General features: G+C 41.7%; 23 protein-coding genes. 10 read left to right on the top strand and 13 right to left on the bottom strand.

Annotated features, from left to right (window positions below; genetic code table 11):
• The 4 genes from mshL to BKH46_RS08090 form a co-directional block, all read left to right on the top strand.
• Nucleotides 1–964 (top strand): pilus (MSHA type) biogenesis protein MshL (gene mshL, locus BKH46_RS08075; protein ID WP_143428932.1); only part of this gene is annotated, 964 nt, incomplete at its 5' end.
• Nucleotide 965: 1 nt separating this feature from the next.
• Nucleotides 966–1,418, top strand: a complete 453-nt coding sequence (locus tag BKH46_RS08080) for a hypothetical protein (protein ID WP_095226333.1) — start codon at nucleotides 966–968, stop codon at nucleotides 1,416–1,418.
• A gap of 3 nt (nucleotides 1,419–1,421) precedes the next feature.
• Entirely contained in the window at nucleotides 1,422–2,912 is a 1,491-nt protein-coding gene (locus BKH46_RS08085) for a GspE/PulE family protein (protein ID WP_095226334.1), read from the top strand.
• Entirely contained in the window at nucleotides 2,909–4,105 is a 1,197-nt protein-coding gene (locus BKH46_RS08090; protein WP_095226335.1) for a type II secretion system F family protein, read from the top strand. The genes BKH46_RS08085 and BKH46_RS08090 overlap by 4 nt, the downstream gene beginning before the upstream one ends.
• Nucleotides 4,106–4,117: 12 nt before the next feature.
• On the opposite strand, the gene BKH46_RS08095 is transcribed toward BKH46_RS08090, so the two are convergent.
• The gene (locus tag BKH46_RS08095; RefSeq protein WP_095226336.1) at nucleotides 4,118–4,531 is read right to left on the bottom strand and encodes a Fur family transcriptional regulator; all 414 of its coding nucleotides are present in this window, start codon (nucleotides 4,529–4,531) and stop codon (nucleotides 4,118–4,120) included.
• Between the two features lie 217 nt (nucleotides 4,532–4,748).
• Between BKH46_RS08095 and ffh the strand changes: the two genes are divergently transcribed.
• The 6 genes from ffh to rplS all read left to right on the top strand — a co-directional run bounded on the left by ffh (nucleotide 4,749) and on the right by rplS (nucleotide 8,313).
• A complete protein-coding gene (gene ffh, locus BKH46_RS08100) occupies nucleotides 4,749–6,089 on the top strand; it encodes a signal recognition particle protein (protein WP_095226362.1) in 1,341 nt (446 codons plus the stop codon).
• Nucleotides 6,090–6,196: 107 nt separating this feature from the next.
• On the top strand, nucleotides 6,197–6,430 hold the full coding sequence (rpsP, locus tag BKH46_RS08105) for a 30S ribosomal protein S16 (RefSeq protein WP_095226337.1): 234 nt from the start codon (nucleotides 6,197–6,199) through the stop codon (nucleotides 6,428–6,430).
• A 6-nt stretch (nucleotides 6,431–6,436) separates the two neighbouring features.
• Nucleotides 6,437–6,691: a KH domain-containing protein gene (locus tag BKH46_RS08110; RefSeq protein WP_095226338.1), complete on the top strand. Its 255-nt coding sequence runs from the start codon at nucleotides 6,437–6,439 to the stop codon at nucleotides 6,689–6,691.
• A complete protein-coding gene (gene rimM, locus BKH46_RS08115) occupies nucleotides 6,688–7,254 on the top strand; it encodes a ribosome maturation factor RimM (RefSeq protein WP_095226339.1) in 567 nt (188 codons plus the stop codon). The genes BKH46_RS08110 and rimM overlap by 4 nt, the downstream gene beginning before the upstream one ends.
• Nucleotides 7,254–7,967: a tRNA (guanosine(37)-N1)-methyltransferase TrmD gene (trmD, locus tag BKH46_RS08120; RefSeq protein WP_095226340.1), complete on the top strand. Its 714-nt coding sequence runs from the start codon at nucleotides 7,254–7,256 to the stop codon at nucleotides 7,965–7,967. Before rimM ends, trmD begins: the two co-directional genes overlap by 1 nt.
• Nucleotides 7,957–8,313 carry a 50S ribosomal protein L19 gene (gene rplS / locus BKH46_RS08125; protein ID WP_095226341.1) on the top strand — a complete coding sequence of 119 codons (357 nt, stop codon included), beginning with the start codon at nucleotides 7,957–7,959 and terminating at the stop codon, nucleotides 8,311–8,313. The genes trmD and rplS overlap by 11 nt, the downstream gene beginning before the upstream one ends.
• 208 nt (nucleotides 8,314–8,521) lie before the next feature.
• On the opposite strand, the gene traF is transcribed toward rplS, so the two are convergent.
• The 12 genes from traF to flgB form a co-directional block, all read right to left on the bottom strand.
• Nucleotides 8,522–9,736, bottom strand: a complete 1,215-nt coding sequence (gene traF / locus BKH46_RS08130; protein WP_253248338.1) for a conjugal transfer protein TraF — start codon at nucleotides 9,734–9,736, stop codon at nucleotides 8,522–8,524.
• A gap of 78 nt (nucleotides 9,737–9,814) precedes the next feature.
• Nucleotides 9,815–10,231 (bottom strand): universal stress protein, encoded by a 417-nt coding sequence (locus BKH46_RS08135; RefSeq protein ID WP_095226343.1) that lies wholly within the window; start codon nucleotides 10,229–10,231, stop codon nucleotides 9,815–9,817.
• Nucleotides 10,232–10,245: 14 nt separating this feature from the next.
• A complete protein-coding gene (locus BKH46_RS08140) occupies nucleotides 10,246–11,472 on the bottom strand; it encodes a molybdopterin molybdotransferase MoeA (RefSeq protein ID WP_095226344.1) in 1,227 nt (408 codons plus the stop codon).
• A 9-nt stretch (nucleotides 11,473–11,481) separates the two neighbouring features.
• Entirely contained in the window at nucleotides 11,482–12,249 is a 768-nt protein-coding gene (gene fliR, locus BKH46_RS08145) for a flagellar biosynthetic protein FliR (RefSeq protein ID WP_172402605.1), read from the bottom strand.
• Nucleotides 12,246–13,487 (bottom strand): HD domain-containing protein, encoded by a 1,242-nt coding sequence (locus tag BKH46_RS08150; protein ID WP_095226346.1) that lies wholly within the window; start codon nucleotides 13,485–13,487, stop codon nucleotides 12,246–12,248. Before BKH46_RS08150 ends, fliR begins: the two co-directional genes overlap by 4 nt.
• 111 nt (nucleotides 13,488–13,598) lie before the next feature.
• Nucleotides 13,599–15,740, bottom strand: coding sequence for a TonB-dependent receptor (locus tag BKH46_RS08155; protein WP_095226347.1), 2,142 nt, complete (start codon nucleotides 15,738–15,740; stop codon nucleotides 13,599–13,601).
• Nucleotides 15,741–15,811: 71 nt separating this feature from the next.
• Nucleotides 15,812–17,926 (bottom strand): TonB-dependent receptor, encoded by a 2,115-nt coding sequence (locus BKH46_RS08160; RefSeq protein ID WP_172402602.1) that lies wholly within the window; start codon nucleotides 17,924–17,926, stop codon nucleotides 15,812–15,814.
• A 159-nt stretch (nucleotides 17,927–18,085) separates the two neighbouring features.
• Nucleotides 18,086–18,799: a hypothetical protein gene (locus BKH46_RS08165; protein ID WP_095226349.1), complete on the bottom strand. Its 714-nt coding sequence runs from the start codon at nucleotides 18,797–18,799 to the stop codon at nucleotides 18,086–18,088.
• A gap of 44 nt (nucleotides 18,800–18,843) precedes the next feature.
• Nucleotides 18,844–20,628, bottom strand: coding sequence for a penicillin-binding protein 2 (locus tag BKH46_RS08170; RefSeq protein WP_095226350.1), 1,785 nt, complete (start codon nucleotides 20,626–20,628; stop codon nucleotides 18,844–18,846).
• Nucleotides 20,629–20,647: 19 nt separating this feature from the next.
• Nucleotides 20,648–20,953 carry a flagellar hook-basal body complex protein FliE gene (fliE, locus tag BKH46_RS08175; RefSeq protein ID WP_095226351.1) on the bottom strand — a complete coding sequence of 102 codons (306 nt, stop codon included), beginning with the start codon at nucleotides 20,951–20,953 and terminating at the stop codon, nucleotides 20,648–20,650.
• Between the two features lie 41 nt (nucleotides 20,954–20,994).
• On the bottom strand, nucleotides 20,995–21,489 hold the full coding sequence (gene flgC / locus BKH46_RS08180; RefSeq protein WP_095226352.1) for a flagellar basal body rod protein FlgC: 495 nt from the start codon (nucleotides 21,487–21,489) through the stop codon (nucleotides 20,995–20,997).
• Nucleotides 21,490–21,504: 15 nt separating this feature from the next.
• Nucleotides 21,505–21,942, bottom strand: coding sequence for a flagellar basal body rod protein FlgB (flgB, locus tag BKH46_RS08185; protein ID WP_095226353.1), 438 nt, complete (start codon nucleotides 21,940–21,942; stop codon nucleotides 21,505–21,507).
• Nucleotides 21,943–21,977: the final 35 nt, after the last annotated feature.

The following is a 21,977-nucleotide window of genomic DNA, read 5'->3' on the forward strand; positions in this document are numbered from 1 at the left end:
ACTCTATGCAATCACTTATCGCCCTGGAGATAAAAACCAACCCGATAAACTCCCCTTTAAGCCTATAGTAATCAATAAAGGTGCAGGACTCATTACCATCACTGCCTCCCCCTCACAAATCAAAAGAGTGCAAGATTATATTGCCCTACTCCAACAAAAGATACAAGCACAAGTGCTCATTGATGTCAATATACTCACCATCACACACAATAATATTGATACAGCAGGAGTGAATTGGGCTGAAATCTATAAACTAGGGATAGCAGGAGGAGTGGGAGAGGGAGGAGGGAGCTTAGCTGCTATGGGAGGGAATCAATTCTCTTATGGTATCAATATCTTCTCTCAAGACTTGAGTTTGAATAAAATCTTAGAGTTTCTCAATATCTATGGTAAAGTCAGTTCGATCTCTAATCCCAAAGTCCTCACACTCAATAATCAGCCAGCTATCATTTCAGTGGGTAATGTCTTGCGTTATATACAAAATTCTGTCTATCAAAATAGTACCAACACAGCTGTGATTCAAAATATAGGCGAGCATTTTCCCACGGTGTTTTCAGGAGTTTTATTAGATGTGACTCCCTCAATTGGTAAAGACTATGTGATTTTAAAGATCAATCCCTCCATCACCAAAGCCAAAGATGCCACGATAGAAAACCAACCCAATGCACTCAAATCACCTCCTAATCTCTCTACCAATCAACTCTCTTCAATTGTCAAGCTCCATAACCATCAAAAAGTTATTTTAGGAGGATTGATCCATAAAACACAATCTATTATTGAAAAGAAAATACCAATCCTAGGTTCTATCCCTTTGCTCAAATATCTCTTTTCTTATAAAAAATCTCTCAAGCAAACTCAAGAGATCATTATCATCATCACACCTAAAATCATCACTGCAGCCAATGGTTTTAAAGAGATAGAATATCAAGGAAGAGAATATCAAAGACAAGAGGGGGAAGGCTGAGATGGGGAGAGGGAGAAGGAGGGGGTGGCGTGTCCTTGCTGGATTGTCCTTTGCTATAGGAGTGCTGATTTTAGGGGTATGGGGGTATCAGAGGGGCTATGAAGCAGGCTTTCAGAGTGCAAAAATAGCGCCCAAACCCCAAGCCCCAAGACCCCAAGCCACTCCCCAAACTATCGCCAAAACCCCTTTCAATCCCAGCATAGAAAAACCAAAATTTTATATGGGAAGTATCCAAGGCACGCTGACCTATAAGCACGCAATCCAAATCGCCCAAAACTACTACAAACAAGGTGCATATGAAAATGCCATTATTTGGGCTTATCGAGCCAACCAAATCAATCCCAACGATATCCAAAGCTGGAAAATCTATACACAAAGTCTTGCAAAAATGGGACAAGAAAAGCAAGCAAATGAGCTATTCAAACAAGCAGAAATATTTTTTAACAAGAGGTGAGCGATGGCAAACACGCAACAAAACACAACACAACATCAAGCCCAAGACAACACACAAAATGGGGTGCAAGACTGGATTATTGATGAGCAATCAAGCGCGCTGCTCCCTTATGAGCTAGCTTGCAAACTCCAAGCATTTGTCCTTGCTATCCACCCATCAAAACACGAAATCATCTTAGGCACACAAGAAGACACAACACAGCAAAATATCCCCGCACTCAAAGAGCTCATCAAACAAAAATACCCCACCTACACCATACAATTCACCCCACTGGCAGTCAAAGATTTTTATACAGCCCTCCAATACCTCCAAATCCAAGAAAAAGTCCATATTTTCAGTGCACAAATCACTGATCTCAAAAGCCCAGAAACAAGTATCGCAGGTCTTTATCATTATATACTCGAACAAGCAATCTCACAAAATGCTAGCGATATCCACCTAGAGCCCAAAGGCACTCATGCAAGCTTCAAAATCCGCAAAGATGGCCACATCAAAGAACTCAGCAAAATCAAACCCAAGATATTTGAACTCCTATGCAACAAAATCAAGCTCGAATCCAAGCTCGATATCAGCGAAAAGCGCTTGCCTCAAGATGGGAGATATAGCTTTTTGTTCTTAAACAAAGAATATGACTTCAGAATCTCAAGCGTCCCCACCCAGCACGGAGAATCCATCGTCATGCGTATCCTTTATAAACAAACGCGTCCCATCAATCTAGACTATCTCAATCTCAACACAAGCCATTGCAAACTCTTGCAAAAAACTATCCAATCCCCCAATGGTATCATACTCATCACAGGCCCTACAGGAAGCGGGAAAAGCACAACGCTTTATGCCCTCTTAGAAGATATTAAATCTCATGACAAAAAGCTCATCACCATTGAAGACCCCATCGAATACCAAATCCCCCTTGCGACCCAAATCCAGATCAATCCCGATTATGGATTTGGCTTTTCTGATGCCCTCCGTGCTATCCTCCGTCAAGACCCAGATATTATTATGGTCGGTGAGATCCGCGATCAAGAAACTCTGCAACTAGCTGTCCAATCCTCCCTCACAGGACATCTTGTCCTCTCTACTATCCATACCAACGATTGTATCAGCACCATTGATCGACTCTTAGATATGGGGACACAGCCTTATTTGCTGCACGCCACGCTTAAAGCTATCATCTCTCAAAGACTAGTCAGAAAGCTCTGCACACACTGCAAACAACCCCTACCCCAAGACCAAAATCCCTACCCCCATATACCAGCCTTTACTTCCATTGGCTGCAAACACTGCAATATGCAAGGCTTCTCAGGGAGAGAGGCCATTTTAGAAATCCTAGAAATCACCCCGACTATCAAGCCATTATTAGGGAACGCACCCTCTGGGCAAATCCGAGAGTTTTTGAAAGAGAAAAATTTCAAAACCCTTTTTGATGATGGGATAGACAAAGTCGCCCAAGGGATCACAACTTATGAAGAAATCTATAGAGTCGTGCAAAAATGAAATTCCTCATCAAGGGCATTAAAAACGCTCGCCCCATAACCATCAAGCTCAAAGCCCCCTCAGAATCTCAAGCACTCAAGCAAGCCAAGCAAATTGGCATTATCCCCACACAAATCACTCCAATCCCATCATATAGCATATTCTATAAATTCCTCCCTTTACACAAAAAGGACTTGATTTTGAGTTTCAAGCAAATTGCCTTGATGGCAGAGGCTTCTTTGCCTATTGATGAGATTTTACCCCTCTGTATGGCTGGGTGCAAGCACCCCAAAACCCAAGCAATGTATGCAGATATTTTAAAAAACCTCCAATCAGGGCTATCCTTGAGTCAAGCCTTCAAGCAACATTTAGATATTATCGGTGGAATGCGGGCTTCTATCATTGAGATTGGGCAAAATACAGGGCGCCTCCCTGAAATATTCCACACCCTCTCCCAAGAGCTTGAAGAAAGCCAAAAAGACATATCCCGCTTTAAGAAAAAGCTATTTTATCCCCTCGTGATTATCTTGAGTGTTGTTGTGGCCTTTGGAGTTTTAAATGCGATGGTGATCCCTGAATTTGTCAGCTTGTTTGAAGATTTCAAGCTTGAGCTGCCTTTGAGCACAAAAATCCTCATCACCACAGGCGATATTTTCCAAAAATGGGGGCTATTCATAGGGGCAGGCATTGGGATTGGCGCTGTTTTTATCCAAAAAATTATCGCAAAATCCACGCCCATACGCCAAAAACTCCATAAAACCCTCCTTGATCTGCCATTGCTAGGGTCTATTTTGCTGCATGGCGATCTCCAAAGATGTTTGTTCGCACTCCATCTGTGTCAAAAAACAGGCCTAGACCTCAAGCAATCCCTAAACAACGCACACACCTCCTTGAGTAACCTCCATTTAAAAAGCATATTCACCCAAGTGATCGCTAATATCCAAAGTGGAGAAAACTTAAGCGATGCACTTTGTAAAATCGACTTGTTTGATGCGATGACAAAAGGTCTGATTCTAGCGGGTGAGAAAAGTGGGGAATTGAGTAATATGCTCCAAATGTGCTCGCAGCACTATAAAGAGCTTTATGCTGATGGGATTGAAAGCTTTGGCCGCTGGATAGAGCCGATGATGACGCTTCTAGTAGGGGGCTTGGTGATGTGGTTTGCACTAGGAATCATGATGCCGATGTGGAATCTCAATAATATCGTCCTATAGCCAATCTGAGGATTATTTACTCCCCTTAGCTGCACACTCTGGACACACACCGATAAACACTGCTGAAGTGTCATATAAAGTATAGCCACTGATTTTGGCACATTCTTTAGAGATGGCTGAAATATCCACGCGTATATCCTCGAGTTTGCCGCACTTACCACAAGCAACGTGGATATGGCGATCGTAGCTGAGCTCATAACGTTGCTTTTGGGCAGGGGCTTTGACCTCGCGCAAAATATTGACCTCATACAAAGCTGTGATATTTTTATACACAGTGGCTAACGAAATGGAGGGATATTCTTTTTTGATATTTTCATAAACATCATCGACACTGATATGACCATTTTTTTCAATCTCTCTCAAAATCGCAATCCTTTGGGGGGTTACTTTGAGATTTTTTTCCTTTAAGCTTGCTTCAAAGTTCATTGCTTTTCCTATTCTGCTAATAAAATTAAGCGATTCAAATATTTTTTATTCTCATAAATATTATAACTCATAACTTTTAACAGATTTTCAGATAAATTCAAGCTCCTTTTTTATAAAATGATAGATTGTATTTGTTATAGTTTCTACCTAAAAGGTCTTTGATAGACCCTATTTTAGGGCAAAATGAAGCAAAACTCAAAGTTTTAGGAGTATGAAATTGTTTGAAACACTCAGCGAATCTTTCAAAAATGCTCTGAATAAAATACGGTTCAATGATGATGAAAAATCACTCACCAAAGCCCTAGAAGAGCTGAAAAAATCGCTCTTACGCAATGATGTTTATCACAAAGTCACTAAAGAGCTTTTGAAAAATATCGAAACCCAAACCAAGCAAGCAGGTATCGGCAAGCAAAACTTCCTCAATGCCTTGCAAAATAGCCTGCATGCGATCTTATCTGCTAATGGCAATTATGGCTTCACCTATGCGCCCAAACCCCCAACTATTGTCCTCATGAGCGGACTTCAAGGGAGCGGGAAAACAACCACTTGTGCTAAATTAGCCCACTATCTCAAGACAAAAAACAAAAAAGTCTTGCTTGTAGCTTGCGATTTAGCGCGTCTAGCAGCCATCGAACAGCTCACTTGGCTAGCAAACCAAATCCAAGTCGATATCTTCACCCTTGAAAACACCACTCCCCAAGCCATCGCCTCTTTAGCCAAGCAAAAAGCTATCAGCGAACAATATGATGTGATGATTGTCGATACAGCCGGTCGGCTTGCTATCGACGCTCCTTTGATGGCAGAACTCAAAGGTATCAAAAGTACCCTAGACCCCCACGAAATATTTTATGTCGCTGATTCTTTGAGCGGTCAAGATGGTATCAGGAGTGCTGATACCTTCAATCAAGAAATCGGTATCACAGGGGTGATTTTGACTAAATTTGATAGCGACACCAAAGGAGGTATCGCCCTCTCTATCGCCTATCAGCTAGGTATCCCCTTGCGATTCATCGGTAGTGGAGAGAAAATCCCTGATTTAGATATTTTTATCCCCGATCGTATCATTTCAAGACTGATGGGTGCAGGGGATATCGCTTCTTTAGCAGAAAAAACTGCGAGTATCCTCTCAGAGCAAGAAGCAAAAAATATCGGCAAAAAGCTCAAAAAAGGGCAATTCACTTTTACAGATTTCATCGCCCAAATCGAAAATATCAAAAAAATGGGTTCAATGAGTTCTATCATCTCGATGATACCTGGTCTTGGCAATATGGCAGGGGCGTTGAAAAATGTAGATTTAGATACCTCAACAGAAGTGCAAAAAATCAAAGCAATGGTCAATTCAATGACACTCAAAGAACGCAACAATCCTGATATTCTCAATGGAAGTCGCAGAAAACGTATCGCCCTAGGCAGTGGGCTTGAAGTCAGTGATATCAATCGTATCATCAAGCAATTTGACAATGCTGCGAAGATGGCAAAGCGTTTGAGTGCCAAGGGGGGTATGCAGGAATTGATGGGTATGATGGGTCAGATGAAAGGGAAAATGAATAATTCTTGATTTTATCCAAAACAGAGTTGTTTTTAGGTATAATTCAAGTTTTTTAAATAGTATTTGGGCAGATGATTTGTCCCAAATCATTTCAGTATCTAAAGCAAGGAGTAACTATGGCAACAGTAATCAGATTAACCCGAATGGGTAGGAAAAAAAAGCCTTTCTATCGTATCGTTGTGACAGATTCCAGAAAGCGAAGAGATGGTGGCTGGATTGAATCTATCGGTTATTACAATCCTTTGAGTGAGCCAGCACAAATCAAAATCGATACACAACGATTGGATTATTGGAAAAGTGTCGGGGCAAAAATGAGCGAAAGAGTCAATCAACTATCCTCAGGCAAATAATTTGCTATGATACAGCAATTCTTAGAAGATTATGTCAAAAAGATCGTGCAATATCCCCAAGATGTATCCGTATCCTTAGAACTCAATGAAGAGGGTTATAAAGACATTGTGATCTATGCCTCTTCTCAAGATGTCGGCAGAGTCATCGGCAAAGATGGCAAGATGATCAGTGCGCTCAAGACATTTATCTCAGGAGCAAAAGCAAAAGATGGCTATACCTATCGAGTAGTTGTCCAAGCTCAAACGCATAGCAAGGTATGAAAACACAAACCACCCCCCCATCTCTGATTGAAGTCGGCAGACTCGGGAAAACAATCGGACTCAAAGGTGGCTTGAAGCTACACTTAAGCACTGACTTCCCCCAAAGTATCCAAGCAGACCTCAAACTCACTATCCAATCACCCCAAAAACACCCCACATTTTCTTGTAGCTACACAATCAAGAGCTTTGATACAAAAAATTCTATTGTGTTTTTTCAAGAAATCACAAGCATAGAAGCTGCCAAACCACTCACCCATCACATCGCATATACGAGCCTTGAAGACACTCAAAGGCTTTGTGTGCTCCAAGAAAACGAATACTTTTGGTTTGATGTGATCGGTTGTGTGCTCCAAGAAAATGGCCAAACACTAGGTATCATCACAGATATTGAGCGCATTGGGGCAAGTGATTATCTCATCATCAAGACCGCACAAGCACTCATCGCCCAAGGCCTGCCAAAAACTTTTATGCTCCCTTATATCGATCATTTTATCCTCCAAACCTCTCCAGAAAAAAAGTGCGTCATCGCCCAAGGAGCAAGGGCTATTTTGGAGGCAAGCTAATGCAATTTAGCTTTTTGAGTCTATTCCCTAACTTGATTATGCATTATTTTGAAGACTCGATCCTCAAAAACGCTTGCAAAAAACACCTCATCACAACACATTTTATCAATATCAGAGATTACGCTACAGACAAATACCAAAAGGCTGACTACCCACAAATCGGAGGTGGAGCAGGGCAAGTGCTACGCCCTGACCTCATCAGAGATGCCCTCAACGCCATACCCAACCCCAAACACACCATATTCCTCTCGCCTGCTGGCAAGCCCTTTGTGCAAGCTGACGCTATTAGGCTAGCGAAAAAAGAGCATATTGTTTTTGTCTGTGGGCGTTATGAGGGCTTTGATGAACGTTCCATTGAGCTCTGTGCTGATGAAGTCTTTTCTATAGGTGATTTTATCCTCACAGGCGGGGAGTTGGCAGCATTGTGCTTGTGTGATAGCATTGCTAGGCAGATAGAGGGCGTTTTGGGTAATCCTGATTCTTTGCTTGGTGAGAGCTTTGAATCTTACTTGCTAGAAGCCCCAAATTTCTCAAGAACCATACAAATTGATAAAACTTTTGAAAATTTTATCCCACCTTCAGAGTATTCAAAGGGAAATCATAGTAAAATTGCCAACTTGAAATATAATCTGTCGATTTTGAAAACAAAATATTTTAGACCAGATTTATACCAAAAATGGAAAGCAACAAAAAGGGTGCATAATGAAAAATAGATACATTGAGAGTTTTGAAAAGAATCAAATCGGCGATAAAAAAGTCCCAAATTTCAAAGCAGGCGATACCATCAAACTAGGGATTAAAATCAAAGAAGGTGAAAAAAGCCGTATCCAAAATTTTGAGGGGATCTGTATCTCGATTCGAGGAAATGGTGTCGATAAGACTTTCACTATCCGCAAGATGGGAGCTAATAATATCGGCGTGGAAAAGACTTTCCCCATTTATAGCGAAAGTCTTGAGAGTATAGATGTCTTGAGAATCGGTAGGGTCAGAAGAGCTAAGCTCTATTATCTCCGCGATAGAAAAGGTAAATCTGCTCGTATCAAAGAATTGAGAAAATAACCACTCCAAATATCCCTAAAGGCACATTGCCTGAATCCCCCCCCCGCAGAATTTAAAATTTATAGGGATTAAAATTTATAGAAATTAAATTCTATAGGGATTAAGCCCTACTTAAGATAGGGGCTATGCGTTTTGATATGCATTTTTGGGGATTTTGGGACAATGGAATCGCTTAAATCCGTTGAAATTGTTTAAATCGTTAAATCATTTAAAACGAAAAACTCCCACCAATTTTTAAATTGAGATATTTAGGGAATCGATACCCCTTGCTCTCGCCTAGCTTTGTCCCACTCTGCAACGCCACATCAAATAACCCCAACACATTGACACCACCTGTGAGGATCAGCCCATTATTTTGATGGATATCCACCATCGCACCAGCACGCAAGTCAAAAACTTTCAAATCAAACTTCACCCCGCCTCCAATCATCTGACTTTTTTGTTTTTCATAGCTAAAGTTCAGCAATTCATTGGGCAAAATATCTGCGTCAAAAGCCAGAGTGAAAAGGCTTTCATTGTATGCTACACCCACGCGATATTGGGGTTTTACGATAATATTTCCCGAGGTGTATTTAAATGTGGGCGTGTTGATATTTTTTGCCACCACACCAAAGGTCAGATAGCGAAACTTAGGGAGGTCAATCTCATACATCATTCCCAAATCAACTCCAAAAGTGCTAGAAGATTCATAGCCACTATTGGTGCTAAACTTTTTGAGTTCATTTTGCAAATCCATATGATCGCTCAAAAAAATATCTCTATGCGCACTGATACCGTTCATATATTTGAAAGCTGCACCGAGGTTGAGATTAGAATTTCTGAAATAAAAGGTTCTAGCATAGCCGATGGGGATCTCAGATAAGAAAAACGATGTCGTGATGATTTTATGGGCATTGCCTTGTTGGAGAGAGTAAATAATAGAATGCTGTTCATAATCTGCTTGCGTGGTGTCTTGGGGAGTGTAGCCCCCTGAAGCATTGGCAATGAGTTTATAATATTTACTTCCATTTTGCACAATCAGTCCCAAACGATTGGGATCGGCCTTCAAAGAAATATTTGCATACAAAGAGCCAAAAACTCCCAAAGCCACTACGCCAAATTCTTCTCGAATCGTCGATGAAGAAAGCTGCAGAACAATGCCATTTTGACTCACAAGACTCAAATTATTTTGCTTGAGCACCTCTTGGAGAGTTTGCATATCTGATGGAGAAGTAGCGATATCTTTAAGGTTTAGCCTGACAAGCTTATCGATATTATTTTGACGATATTCGATACCAAGGCTATAGCCAAATTTTGTTCGATTGTCTGCACTCAAAAGAGCTGGATTATAATACAACCCATAAGGCGAGGCTTTGAGTGCGACTCCTGCGCCACCCATACCCGCAGACACATTGCCAATCCCGCCAAAATCCAGAGCCTCCATACTCAAGAGAGAGAAAATACTGGTGAAGAAAAAAAGCTTTTTTATCTTGCACCTCCTGCAAAAGACTCTTAAAATCGGCTATTTTGCGACCAAAACAGGGATAGGAGAGGAATTGATGAAACTATTTTGATGTGAATTAAAAATCCGATGCAACAAAGATGATTCACTCGCCCCAATCACGAGCAAATCATACCGATCAGCAATCTCTAAGACCACATCAATGGGATTGCCTGTTTTAAGGATTTTTTGACAAGTGATACCCTCATCTTTAAATGTCTTCTCAAATGCGTCCAAGATTTCATTAGACTTTTCTTTTTCCATACTTTCAATCGTGCCATAATCCACAATCCCGCTCTCAGCATAGACAAGCACTTCAGGGGTCACATGCAAGAGAGTGAGTTCGACACCTTGGCGATGTCCAAATAATCTGATAATGGTTTTGATAGCCCTCCTGCACTCCTCAGTATCACTCACACCAAACAATAACTTTGTCATTTTAATTCCTCACTCTATTCATTGATATACGCACCCATTGTATCAGAAAATTCCATAACATAAGGTAATATCTTGATATGCCCTTGCAATAGGGATTTCTGCTCGCCCACTAAGGCAATAGCATTGCTATTACTGATCGCATTGACTGCCCCAGAGCCTTGCTTGCCATTTTTAAAAGGCACAAACACACCATTATCATATCTGCCAAGTATCATATGCACACGCCCCTCTTTGAGCTTGAGGGGGTCTTTGAGATAAGCGCCCATCGCGCAAGGATAAAAGCTCCTCGCCCCACGCAACCGCTCTAAAGTAGGGATCACGATGGCATTGAGATTGAGCAATCCACTCAAAGGATTGCCAGGGAGGGCAAATATGGTGCATTTCCCTAAAGTCGCAAGCATAATCGGCCGGCCAGGCTTGAGATTGATCCCGTGATAGAGGATCTTCGCCTCACATCGGCGTAAAGACTGCTCTAAAATATCAGCCTCACCCGTGCTTGCCCCTCCACTTGTAATCACCACATCATGAGATTCAAAATCCCCAATAGCTCCCATCAGTGCTTCAGAAGAGTCTTTGAGTATGCCAAGGTATTGGGCTTGATGTCCATAGGCTTGCAGTAAAGATATGATACCTACAGCGTTGATATTATAGATTTGATGTTCCTTGGCCTTTTGGTCTGGCTCAATGATTTCATTGCCTGTAGAATAGACCCCAATTTTTAGCTTGCGTAAAATCGGCAGTTTGGATATCCCTTGAGAAGCAATCAATGCAATCAATCCGTGCGTGAGCTTTTCGCCCCTTTTAGCAAGCACACTCCCTATGGCTTGCTCTTCGCCTTTGAAACGGATATTTGCCCCTATCTGTAAATCATGTGGAGCAATCATCATATCCTTATCCACCACCTCAACCACCTCAAAAGGAGCGACAACATCAGCACCCTTAGGCACCATACCCCCTGTCATGATTTTCACACAACTCCCGCTCAAGACCTCTTGGGTGCGCGTATCTTCTCCTGCTAGGATTCTGGAAGTTACCTTGAGTTTTTTGCCTAAATCAGTGCTTTTGAGCGCATAGCCGTCCATCGCAGAGTTATCAAAAGCAGGGAGAGGGCGATGGCAGATAATATCTGAGCCCAAAATCTCACCATAAGCTGCATAAATATCTCTATCCACCAACGATAACTCGGGGATATCAAGGCGATGGTTGATAGTTTGGGCTTCTTGAAATGACACTAAGTCCATTTGATTCCTTTAAAATAGTTGATTCAAAGCATAAAAAGCTGCTTGCAATTCATTTTTAAAACGCAGCATGATTGCTGGGATAATGAGAATAATCACCACAAATGCAATCGCTATCTTGACAGGGAAGCCAATGGCTAAGAGATTGAATTGCGGGTGCGTCTTCATAATCATACCAAAAATCACATCACTCAAAAGAATCAATCCCAAAATAGGAAATGCCATCGCAAAGCCGACTAAAAACATCTGAGCAAATGCCTTGATGAGATAAGCGATGATACCACCACTGAGCTCAAATCCCCCCAAAGGAATCGTAGAAAGCGTATGCGCGATAAACAAAAAAACGAAATGATGGAAATTCAAGCTCAGAGCCAAGACAATTGCAAGGAGTGCGATCACTTGCCCCACAATGGACTTTTGCGCCCCTGAGATAGGGTCATAAGCACTTGCCATCGTAAGCCCCATTGAAAAGCTGATACTATCTGAAGCAAGAGCAATCGCACTGAATACAATCTGCAAAACAAGCGACGCACTAAAGCCCAATAGCACCTCCATCACACCAGCAATCAAGAGATTTTCCCAAGTCATATCCAAAGAAACATAAGACACCAAAGGGAAAAACAACAAAGCCATAAAAAAGCTCAAAGCTCCTCGCACCGATACAGGAACCAACTGACTATCAAAAAATGGAAAAAACGCAAAAATCCCTGCAAAACGTAGCAATAAAAGAAAAAAGGCTGCTACATTGCCATCTGTGAGGGATTTGAGAAATTCCATCAGCTAAAATCCCTAAAAACTGCCCCAATATCAATGCCGTTGATAGAAATTAAATTGCATTTATTAAAAATATCCTCAGCTCCCTTGATGAGCTCTGAGCTCGATATTCCGTGCGTGATAGAAATCCTCGCTTCTAAAAACGCACTCAAGTGATCACAAACTTTCAAAAACTCTCCATACACAGGGCTATACACATCTGCATTGTATGTTTTCATCAGCTCTGCCCCACTGATGGCTATCTGCGTGAAACATTCCACTTTATAGCGGTTACTGAATTCATTTTGCGTGAAATAGACAATATCATCAGCGATATTAGGGGGGACAATGGAAAGGATTTTAGTATTGACTGCTCTTTCTTCAATCTCTTTGATATGTTCATCAAGACCGACCACGCTTCGTTTGATAGGCGAGATAATATCGCGCGTGAGAATCTCTGGGAGATCGTGGAAAAGCCCTCCAAGAAAATGGTTGATACGCATTTGGCGGCAAGCCCCGATATCAAGGCTCAAAAGATAGGCACTGATTGCCACACATAAAGTATGCCCTAAGACACTTGTAGCTGGCACTCTTGGGGTCTGACTCCAGCGCTTTTGGAATCGCAACTGCCCAAACATCGTAACAAGCTCACGCACATTTTGAAACATCACGATTTTTTGCACTCCGTATAAATGGTAATGCTCTTCAAGTGTGTTGTCAATCGTTTTTTTGATATGACCCACATCATACATATAAGGATTGAAATGATAGATAATATCAAACTCCCATTTAGAGGCATAGTAATGGGCTGCACGCAATATCTGGGCTTCAAGAGTATTTTGAGGCGTGCTTAAGTATGCACCCATTGCTTCAAAAAATTCATAATCGCCCAACTCATCTTTGAGCATTGACATCACAAAATGGGCTAATTCGGCTTGATGGTGTTTTTGGAGTTCGTGGAATACAGGGGGTTTGATATCAGTGAGCACCACACGCGCAAAAAACTCAAAACAAAAATTTTTGATGAGCTCTTCCCAATCGATTGTGATACCCCTTGCTAGCTCTTCATAACGCGCAAACAAATAAGCAATCACCATTTTATGGGCTTGCTTGTCAAGCTCGACGAACTCAACAGGGCAAGCTTGATCGTTCCATCTGCGTATAGAAGCTGCGACAAACAAGCGACGCAAAAGGGAGGATTTGAGTCTTGGCTTGATGGGCTCTTTTGACTCTTTGATAGGTTCTTTTAACTTTTGGGGTGCCATCGGCTTACCTCCCTTGATTGATAGGTGAGATTTTAGCACAGATCCACTCTAAAACCTCACCCCTCCCTTTGTATCTCTTTTATATCTCTATAGATTTGGTATCTTGATAGACTAGAAATTATAGCTCACATACGCAGTGACAGATCTTCCTGGTGCGGGCTGTCTGCCTGCAGGGCTTGTGCCGATACCGCGAAAATAATATTTCATATTAAAGATATTATTCATCGCCAAGCTGCCACTGATACTTTGGCGTCCAGATTTCCAGAGTGTGCGGCTTACTTGAGCGTTCCATACCCAATACCAAGGCAATTTGCCCGCTGTTTCAGTTGAGTTTTCACTCACGGTATTGAGAATATCGCTGTATGCAGGGCTATAGTAATAGCTTGAGATACCCATAGTGGTCTGTCCTAATGTATAGAGTGCGTCAAACACAAACTGATGGGGGGATACATATGGAATCTCTTTGCCATACACATCTACGGTGCCACCATTTGTGCCGCTGTGGTATTTATGATTGGATACTCTTGCGTCTGTGAAGGTATAGGCTGCGTGCAAAGTGAGGGCTTCAATCGGTGAATAATACGCCTCTAGCTCTAAACCTTGAGAGATAGCAGATACAGGATCGGTAGCAAACTTACCGATTCGGTAATTGTCTGCAAAGATTGCAAAGTAGTTGGCATTGACACTGAATTTTTCGTTGAAGAAATAGCGCAGACCTGCTTCAGTGGTCTGAAAGCCTGTGACATAGTTTGTGCTAGTGCCATTGATATCGCCCACTTGTGGTGGGATAAAGCTCCTGTTATAGTTAGCATAGAGCAACAAATCTTTGATGGGCTTATAGCCGATATTGAGGGCAGGATTGAACTGATTGTCGATACGATGGTTGGTTACAGTTTTTGGCATAGTGGTGTGATAAGTATAGTTGAGTGTTTCATTGCGAATCCCTGGAGTCACAGTCAATGCCCCATCAAGAAAGCTCAATTCATCGCTGATATAAAGGGCAATATAGTTATTATGATATACTTGTGGTTTATCGGCGATAGCGTGGGTAGCTAGGGTATCTTTATAGCCATGGAAATAGATATCTTCTGTCAAGAATCGCCCTCCTAGAGTCAGAGTCTGTCGCACGCTCTGTGTCCCAAAGGCAAGATTGAGCTTGGGTTCAACACCATTGACAACAAAACGACGCACATTATCTGTCACATCAGTAGCTGCTGTGGTATAGTTAGTTTTATTATAATTATTATCAATCGTGAAATTTCGGGTCATATCGTGGGTAAAATAAGTAAATGAGAAATGCCCTCCGACTTTATCTGTGTCCCCAAAGTAGTTGTTATACACCACGCCAAAACGTTTCGCAACACCATCATCTTGGTTATTGGGGCGTTTGTTTTGGAATCGGTCTTTGAGATAGTCTGCAGTGCTTAAAGATCCAGGGTCTTTAGCTCTGTAAGTGTAGTATTGATAATACATCTTGACATTATTGCTCGCATTGATTTTATAGATCGCATCGAGCATATAGTTTTGCACGCTTGTGTCGCTGTTTTCACGGAAGCTCTGCCCGCCTACATAGTTAGCTTGTGCTTGCACGCCAAAATGTTCATTGACCATACCTCCGGTTTTGAGATAAGTATCAAACAGCATATTATTGGCTACAGGCTCGCCATTTTTTCTGAAAGGGCTGCCTGTGTCTTTTCCCCATATAGTCACTCGTTCAGCGACTTGATTTTCCCATTGTGTGGGGATTTCTTTTGTGACAATATTGATAACGCCTCCAAAGGTGTTAGGGCCATACTGCACGCTCGCACCCCCTTTGATGACATCGATACGATCGACTGCTTGGAAAGTCACGGGGAATATAGCTAGCTCAAGGTTAGAGTAAGGGCCACCATAAACAGGGATACCATCGACTAAAATCATACCCGTATTGCTATGCCCATTGCCTGCGCCACCAAATCCCCTAAAGCTGATTTTTGGCAAAATCCCTGTCCCGCTATAATCACGCACTTGCACACCTGTGATATTTTGCAATGCTTCATCGATGGTTTGGTTAGCAGTTTCTTTGAGTTGTTTGTTAGAAATCACTGTTCTTGAGCCTTGGTAATTCTGAATTTCTTCTGAACGCCAGCTTTCGGCTTGATTATCCATTTTATTTGCAGAGGCCTCTACTTTTTGGAGCGTATAATCTTGAGCATCTTCAGCATTGAGCAAACAAGCTAAGCCAAGTGCCACCGACATTATCTTAATTTTCATTTTCAATCCTTTCATAATCAATTCAAATAATTATTTTTATAAATCCATACAAAACTCTTCAATGAGTCGACTCAAAAATCCATATTCAGGCTAATCCAAAACCTCCTCCCTTCCTGCGCGACATTGTAACGATTCACGATGACATCGTGCTTTTTGGCACATTTGACAAAAGTGTAATCTTGAAAATTCTGATCGAGCAGATTATAGATACCAAAACTCCCACGGAGGTGCTTGGATATTTGCTGACTGATGACTAAATCAAACACCACATAAGCTTTATAATGCCCTATGGCTTTTTCAATTTCGCTCCCCTTAGCGCCATTGATTACCGCACTTGTAGGCAAGATTGCCCGCTGGGATTTGTAATTCCCCATCAGATAAATATCAAAATCTTTATAAGCATAATCAAGCTTGCCATACACTTGATGGGCTGGGGTATCCACTAGAGGAAAGCCCTTGAACTCGCCCTTGTTATAGCGACTATGCAAAAATGTATAAGAGCCTTGCAAAGAAAATCCATAAAAACTCTGTGTCGCTAAATAAACCTCTATCCCTTGCACATAAGCAGAGTCTTGATTGACAAACATATTGCAATACGCATCTGTGCCTGTAGAGCTGAAAGGCACGCATCTTGGGGTATCAGCGTGATGGACTACGGCTTTGGCAATCTTGTCTTTGAAATCATTGAAAAAGTAAGTTACGCTTGCTGTGCCGATGTTTGGGAGGTTTAAAATAGCTGATAATTCATAGTTAAGACTATGCTCAGGCTTTAGGTCTGGATTGCCGATATAAGGGAACTTGCCTTGGTTGCCATAGCCATTGATCCCTGGGACTAGTTCATTGATATAAGGAGCTTTATAGCCTGTGGAAATCCCTCCTTTGAGAGTAAAAATCTCAACAGGTGTATAAGCGACATATATCCTTGGAGAGAGATTGGAGTGATAGGTTTGGTTATAATCATAGCGCAGACCGAGCGTGACTGACACTGATGAAAGAGGATCCCACTCATCTTCGACAAACAACGCACCTGTATTTTGCGAAAATGTAGGCGTTTTGACAAGCATATCCCGCATCCACTGGAACCAATACCTCCCTCCCACACTCAAATTATTGCTATACCACCCCTTGCCTAGAGGTGTTACAAGCTTAGTATCGACAATAATATCACGCCCCTCTAGCTCTCTGTTGCCATAATCTATCGGATCACTAGACCCCCTCTGACCGATCACACGACCTTTGTTGGCTGTGTCATTGTATTGGATAGAAGTGTCCCATTGCCCAAAGTCATATCTCCCTTGATGGGCGAGGATAAAATTCGCCCTTGTGTTGATATAATCTTTCTTTGCACTCGTAGGGCCGCCCAACTGACCTTGTGAGTTGTCATAATCATCATAAAAATATTGCGCGTCTATGTAAGTGTAGTTTTTATCATCGATCCTATAGGCCAATCGCCCACCAATATCATAGATATTTGCCTTTGTGGGTAATCCGATATACACAGGAGTAGCGGGCGTGCGTATGAGCGTAACGCCATTTTTTTCATAAGGGACAGCTGTATCCCAAGGAGTGCGAAAATACTCTCTGGTGCGAAGCGAAAAGGCTAATTTGTTTTGGATAAGTGGCAGACTCAAATACAGATCTTGAGAGTATTGTGCACCAAATTTTTTCATATGCTGATTTTGGATAGTCGATAGTTGTGCAGCCCCCTCAAAGCGCTGCATATTGGGCTTTTTGAGAATAATATTCACCATACCACCAATCGCATCACTCCCATAAAGTGTGCTCATGGGCCCTCGGATCACTTCTATTTTTTCAATAGAAGTGACAGGAGGCATGAAGCTAGAAAAAGTCTGCGACCAACCAACATTATCTGTTGCGATATTTCCACCTGCATCTTGTCTGTGCCCATCCATCATGATCAAAGTATAATCACTGGGCATACCCCGAATACTGACATTGAGTCCGCCATTTTTACCCATTTCCGTGCCAATATCCACACCGGGCACTCCATTGAGCGCACCTGCTAAGTCAAAGAAATTTTTTGATCGGAGCCATTTACCTGTAACCACAGAAATACTTGCTGGAGCATCTTGTAGATTTTGCTCAAAACCGCTGGCTGAAACGACAGATTTTTCTAAAGTGTATGTGTTGGGCTGCCCATCTTGGGCACTTAGTAGTAGTGGCAATAAGAGCCATAATCTTTTAAACATTAAAGCAATCCTTGAACGAGAACAAAACACGCAATGTTATGGTAACAATTCTTATAACTAAATTAAAATAAATAGAATTTGTGGAGAAATGATGGAAAATACCTCAAGTTTTTTTGAACCTTGAGGTGGGAGGGATTATTTTTCTATAATATAAGGGACGCCATTTACCCCTGCTTGGGCAAGTTCTCTGCCAATTTCTACGATTTTAGATATATCGATTTTTTCATCGGGCTGATAGGATTTTTCAAAGATAGATTTGAGTAAGGCGATCTTGTCTTTTTGAGATTTTTTACTCCCAAGGGCTGCATAAAAGCTCGCTGCTTTTGTTGCTGATTGCATTCCAAGCGCCCCTACGACCAAGATTTCTACATTTGAATTTTGCAAAATCATATCCAATTTTTGGACTTCTTGATGGCAATATGGGCAGTTGGGATCGAGCACCATATAAGTGGTTTTAGCAGAGTTTTTGCCCGCAAGAGAGAGCACATTGCTTTTGTTATAAGTTTTAAAAATCTTCAAAACTTTCTGGTCTGTGATCGTTTTATTGTGCTTTTGTGTGGAAGCATAGACTTTCTGCAATGCGTCTTTGAAATGGGGGTCATCTGAGATCAAAAGCTCTGAAACACCTATGATAGTCTTACCATCATCACTAGCCAAAACAGGCACACGCAAGCCATTAGACTGCTCTAGGGCAACGATTTGCAAACCCTTGATACCCGTAGGGACAAGCTCGACTACCTTCACATCAATGCCCTCATTATCTTTGATGAGCTTCTCTAGGGTACTCTGATTGCCCCACAGCACGCACGCACCTAAAAACACGATACTTAAAAATAAGATTTTTTTCATTTTTGACCTTTCTTTTGATGGGATATGATATTGGATTGCAGCTGTTATTTCCCTTGATGGGCGTCATTATTTTTGACCTGCAAATAGCCCTCTTCTTTGAGTAATTCTACGATTCTTTTAAAAATCGGAGCAGCTGTCTGCCCGCCATAATAATCCTCGCTTCCGTGCGATCCAAAAGCCACCACACCGATTGTATAGGTATTTTGCCCATCTTGGGCAAAGCCAAAAAATGAGCCATTATACAAGCTGCCATATTTCCCCTCTTTAGCAATACGCGCAGTGCCTGTCTTGCCCCCAACGACCACACCATCAACGCGCGCAGGACGCCCTGTCCCTATGGTAACAACTCGAATGAGCGTGTCTTGCATTTTTTGGGCGACTACAGGAGTGATCACGCGCTGTTTGGGAGGGATTTTAGGGATATAAATATCGCCATTGGGGGCAGTGAGATTTTGAGTGAGATGGGGTGTGATGAGATAGCCTCCATTTGAAAAAACCCCATAAGCACGCAAAAGCTGGATAAAAGTCGTGCGCAATCCATAGCCATAAGAAGCACTTGCCTTATAAATTTCCCCACTCAAAAGCTTCACGCTAGGGAGCAGTCCATTTTTTTCATAAGGCAAGTCAATGCCTGTGATTTCAGAAAATCCAAACTTTTTGAGCCCATCATAAAATTCTTGCCCGCTCAAACGCTGCGTGAGCTTGATCATACCTACATTGCTTGAACGGATAATCACATCTTCAACTACGGGGTTTTTTGCTGGGATTGTGTCATCTCTGATGATGTATTTACCGAGTCTATAAACCCCGTGATTGAGGTCAATGCTCTGCATGGGATTGATGAGATTTTTATCCAACAAAATCGAATAAATAATCGGCTTGATAGTGCTTCCTGGCTCATAAGAAAGCTCGATAGCATCGACATTTAAATAAGAATAATCAGATTTTTTTATATTTTTGGGATCAAATCGATTGGTCGTAGCTAGTGATAAGATTTCTCCAGTTTTTGGATTCATAATACCCACAACAATCTCATCTGATTTATATTTTTTCTTCGCGTCATCTAAAATCTGTTCGACCTTTTTTTGCAGCCCTAGGGGGATAGTGAGCTGGACATCAAAGCCATCTTGCCTGTCTTTGGTCTTAGCCTCTTTGTTTTGGATAATATTAAATCCAATATCTCGCTCGCCTTTGATTGTGCCATCTTGTTTGGGAGAGAGAATTTTATCTCGATATTTCTCAACCCCCTTAACGCCCTCAACAATGGTGATTTTTCCTGATTCGATCTTTTTGGTATAGCCGATCACTGGCTCAAGCATTGTCCCATAAGCATAAAGCCGACTCACCCCACTCACTTCAATATCAATCCCCATTTTCTGCACAATCCTGCCATTTTTGTCCTCATATTCTCGAAAAACATCATAAGCTAGTAGTTTGGAATTGAGCTGCCTGAGATTGGCTGCGGTGTTGGGGCTGATATTATAAGAGATGACAATATAGCCCTTTTGGGCGATTTTTTCGCTGATGATTTCTTTAGGGATATTGCTATAAATAGAAAAAAGATTGATAAAAAGCTGTTTTTTATCTGGGTCTATAGACTCAGTATTGACACTGACCTTATAGAGTTTCTTGCTGCTAGCAAGCTCAAAGCCATCTTGACTATAGATAGACCCCCGCACAGCAACATCTGTCTTAGAAACCACCAATGTAGGGATTTTCCTAGAGATAACAATCTTGCTATATACGATAGAAGCAAAGATCGCAAAGCATAAAAAGAGGATCAAGAATATAAAAAGGATTTTTACTGATTTTTTAGGTGCTTCGTCCATTAAAGTTTTGTATTGATTGCTAGATTTGAGTTCTTAAGATTTCTTTATAAGCACTGATGGCTTTGTTACGCACTTCAAGCATGAGTTTCATACTCGTTTCTGCCTTGCCAATTGCGATAGCAGCTTGATGAAGATCTTTGATCTGCCCACTTGCCATATCAGCTAGGGCTTTATCGGAGTTTTCTTGAGCGAGATTGAGTTCATCGATAGATTTTTTTAAAAGTTCAGAAAACTCGCCCCTATCAGCACCTACCTTGGAAGTTCCTGAAGATAGGGAGTTTGAGAGAGGTTTGATCGATCCGATATCGTTTTTGATATTTTCCATTTTAGCTCCTTATTCGCCTGATTGCCTGTATGAAAAGTCCATCAAGCCTGCAGCATCACAATCGCATTATTTGCCATATTTTTCGCACTTTGGAACGCTGCGACATTGGCCTGATAAGCTCGGGTCGCCTCAATCAAATCGGCCATTTCTACAACGGGATTGATATTTGGATAAGCGACATAGCCCTCTGCATTTGCATCAGGGTGGCTGGGATCATATTTCATCAAAGGCACAGAATCATCCCGCACGATTTTATCAACATACACGCTCATTATAGCAGGTCTTGGCAATTTTCCAAAATCCCCCTCATCAAGTGGGTCTTCATACTCGGCTAAATGGTTGTCTTTAGCGAGCTTTTCGTTCAAGACTTTATTGAAATCAAAGGCCTTAAATATCACCTCCCCGCGTCGATAAGGCCCTCCCTCATCTGTTCTTGTCGTATTGGCATTAGCGATATTCGCAGAGATCACATTGACACGAAATCTCTGGGCAGATAGCCCATAACCACTGATATCAAAACTAGATAAAAACGCCATCAGATACTCCTAAAATCATAGATTCTTACTCGCATCAAGTGCATAAGCAAAGATACCCTTATGCTTTTTGAGCGCTGTGGTGAGTGCTTGATACATCACACTATTTTTTCCCATTTCACTACTCTCCACATCTAAATCAACGCTATTGCCATCATTTCTAGCTAAATGCCCATCGCGAAAAAACATTGTCGGTCGCATAGAAGTGAAGTCCTCTCCCTTGAGGTGCTTTGGTGCAGTCTGTGCCATTGCTAGCTCTTGATTGGGGCGATGGTAGAGGATCTTGTCTTTTTCTTGAGCGAGATATGATTCAAAATCAATATCTTTGGGTCGATAAAAGGGCGTATCGACATTGGCAATATTGCTTGCAATCATATCCTGCCTGATAGAGCGATAGTCTAGGGCTTGATAGACAAGGGGATAGATTTTTGAAGATTCAAAATATGCTGGGGTCATCGCTTGCTTCCATAAAGTTTATACACCCTACAAAA

Origin of the sequence: Helicobacter sp. 12S02634-8, assembly GCF_002272865.1 — a bacterium.
GTDB lineage: Bacteria > Campylobacterota > Campylobacteria > Campylobacterales > Helicobacteraceae > Helicobacter_J.

Bases quoted from the DNA above. Each gene is read 5' to 3' on its own strand.
- BKH46_RS08080 (WP_095226333.1), top strand. From the start codon at position 966: ATGGGGAGAGGGAGAAGGAGGGGGTGGCGTGTCCTTGCTGGATTGTCC.
- BKH46_RS08085 (WP_095226334.1), top strand. From the start codon at position 1,422: ATGGCAAACACGCAACAAAACACAACACAACATCAAGCCCAAGACAAC.
- BKH46_RS08090 (WP_095226335.1), top strand. From the start codon at position 2,909: ATGAAATTCCTCATCAAGGGCATTAAAAACGCTCGCCCCATAACCATC.
- BKH46_RS08095 (WP_095226336.1), bottom strand. From the start codon at position 4,531: ATGAACTTTGAAGCAAGCTTAAAGGAAAAAAATCTCAAAGTAACCCCC.
- rpsP (WP_095226337.1), top strand. From the start codon at position 6,197: ATGGCAACAGTAATCAGATTAACCCGAATGGGTAGGAAAAAAAAGCCT.
- BKH46_RS08110 (WP_095226338.1), top strand. From the start codon at position 6,437: ATGATACAGCAATTCTTAGAAGATTATGTCAAAAAGATCGTGCAATAT.
- rimM (WP_095226339.1), top strand. From the start codon at position 6,688: ATGAAAACACAAACCACCCCCCCATCTCTGATTGAAGTCGGCAGACTC.
- trmD (WP_095226340.1), top strand. From the start codon at position 7,254: ATGCAATTTAGCTTTTTGAGTCTATTCCCTAACTTGATTATGCATTAT.
- rplS (WP_095226341.1), top strand. From the start codon at position 7,957: ATGAAAAATAGATACATTGAGAGTTTTGAAAAGAATCAAATCGGCGAT.
- traF (WP_253248338.1), bottom strand. From the start codon at position 9,736: ATGGAGGCTCTGGATTTTGGCGGGATTGGCAATGTGTCTGCGGGTATG.
- BKH46_RS08135 (WP_095226343.1), bottom strand. From the start codon at position 10,231: ATGACAAAGTTATTGTTTGGTGTGAGTGATACTGAGGAGTGCAGGAGG.
- BKH46_RS08140 (WP_095226344.1), bottom strand. From the start codon at position 11,472: ATGGACTTAGTGTCATTTCAAGAAGCCCAAACTATCAACCATCGCCTT.
- BKH46_RS08150 (WP_095226346.1), bottom strand. From the start codon at position 13,487: ATGGCACCCCAAAAGTTAAAAGAACCTATCAAAGAGTCAAAAGAGCCC.
- BKH46_RS08155 (WP_095226347.1), bottom strand. From the start codon at position 15,740: ATGAAAATTAAGATAATGTCGGTGGCACTTGGCTTAGCTTGTTTGCTC.
- BKH46_RS08165 (WP_095226349.1), bottom strand. From the start codon at position 18,799: ATGAAAAAAATCTTATTTTTAAGTATCGTGTTTTTAGGTGCGTGCGTG.
- BKH46_RS08170 (WP_095226350.1), bottom strand. From the start codon at position 20,628: ATGGACGAAGCACCTAAAAAATCAGTAAAAATCCTTTTTATATTCTTG.
- fliE (WP_095226351.1), bottom strand. From the start codon at position 20,953: ATGGAAAATATCAAAAACGATATCGGATCGATCAAACCTCTCTCAAAC.
- flgC (WP_095226352.1), bottom strand. From the start codon at position 21,489: ATGGCGTTTTTATCTAGTTTTGATATCAGTGGTTATGGGCTATCTGCC.
- flgB (WP_095226353.1), bottom strand. From the start codon at position 21,942: ATGACCCCAGCATATTTTGAATCTTCAAAAATCTATCCCCTTGTCTAT.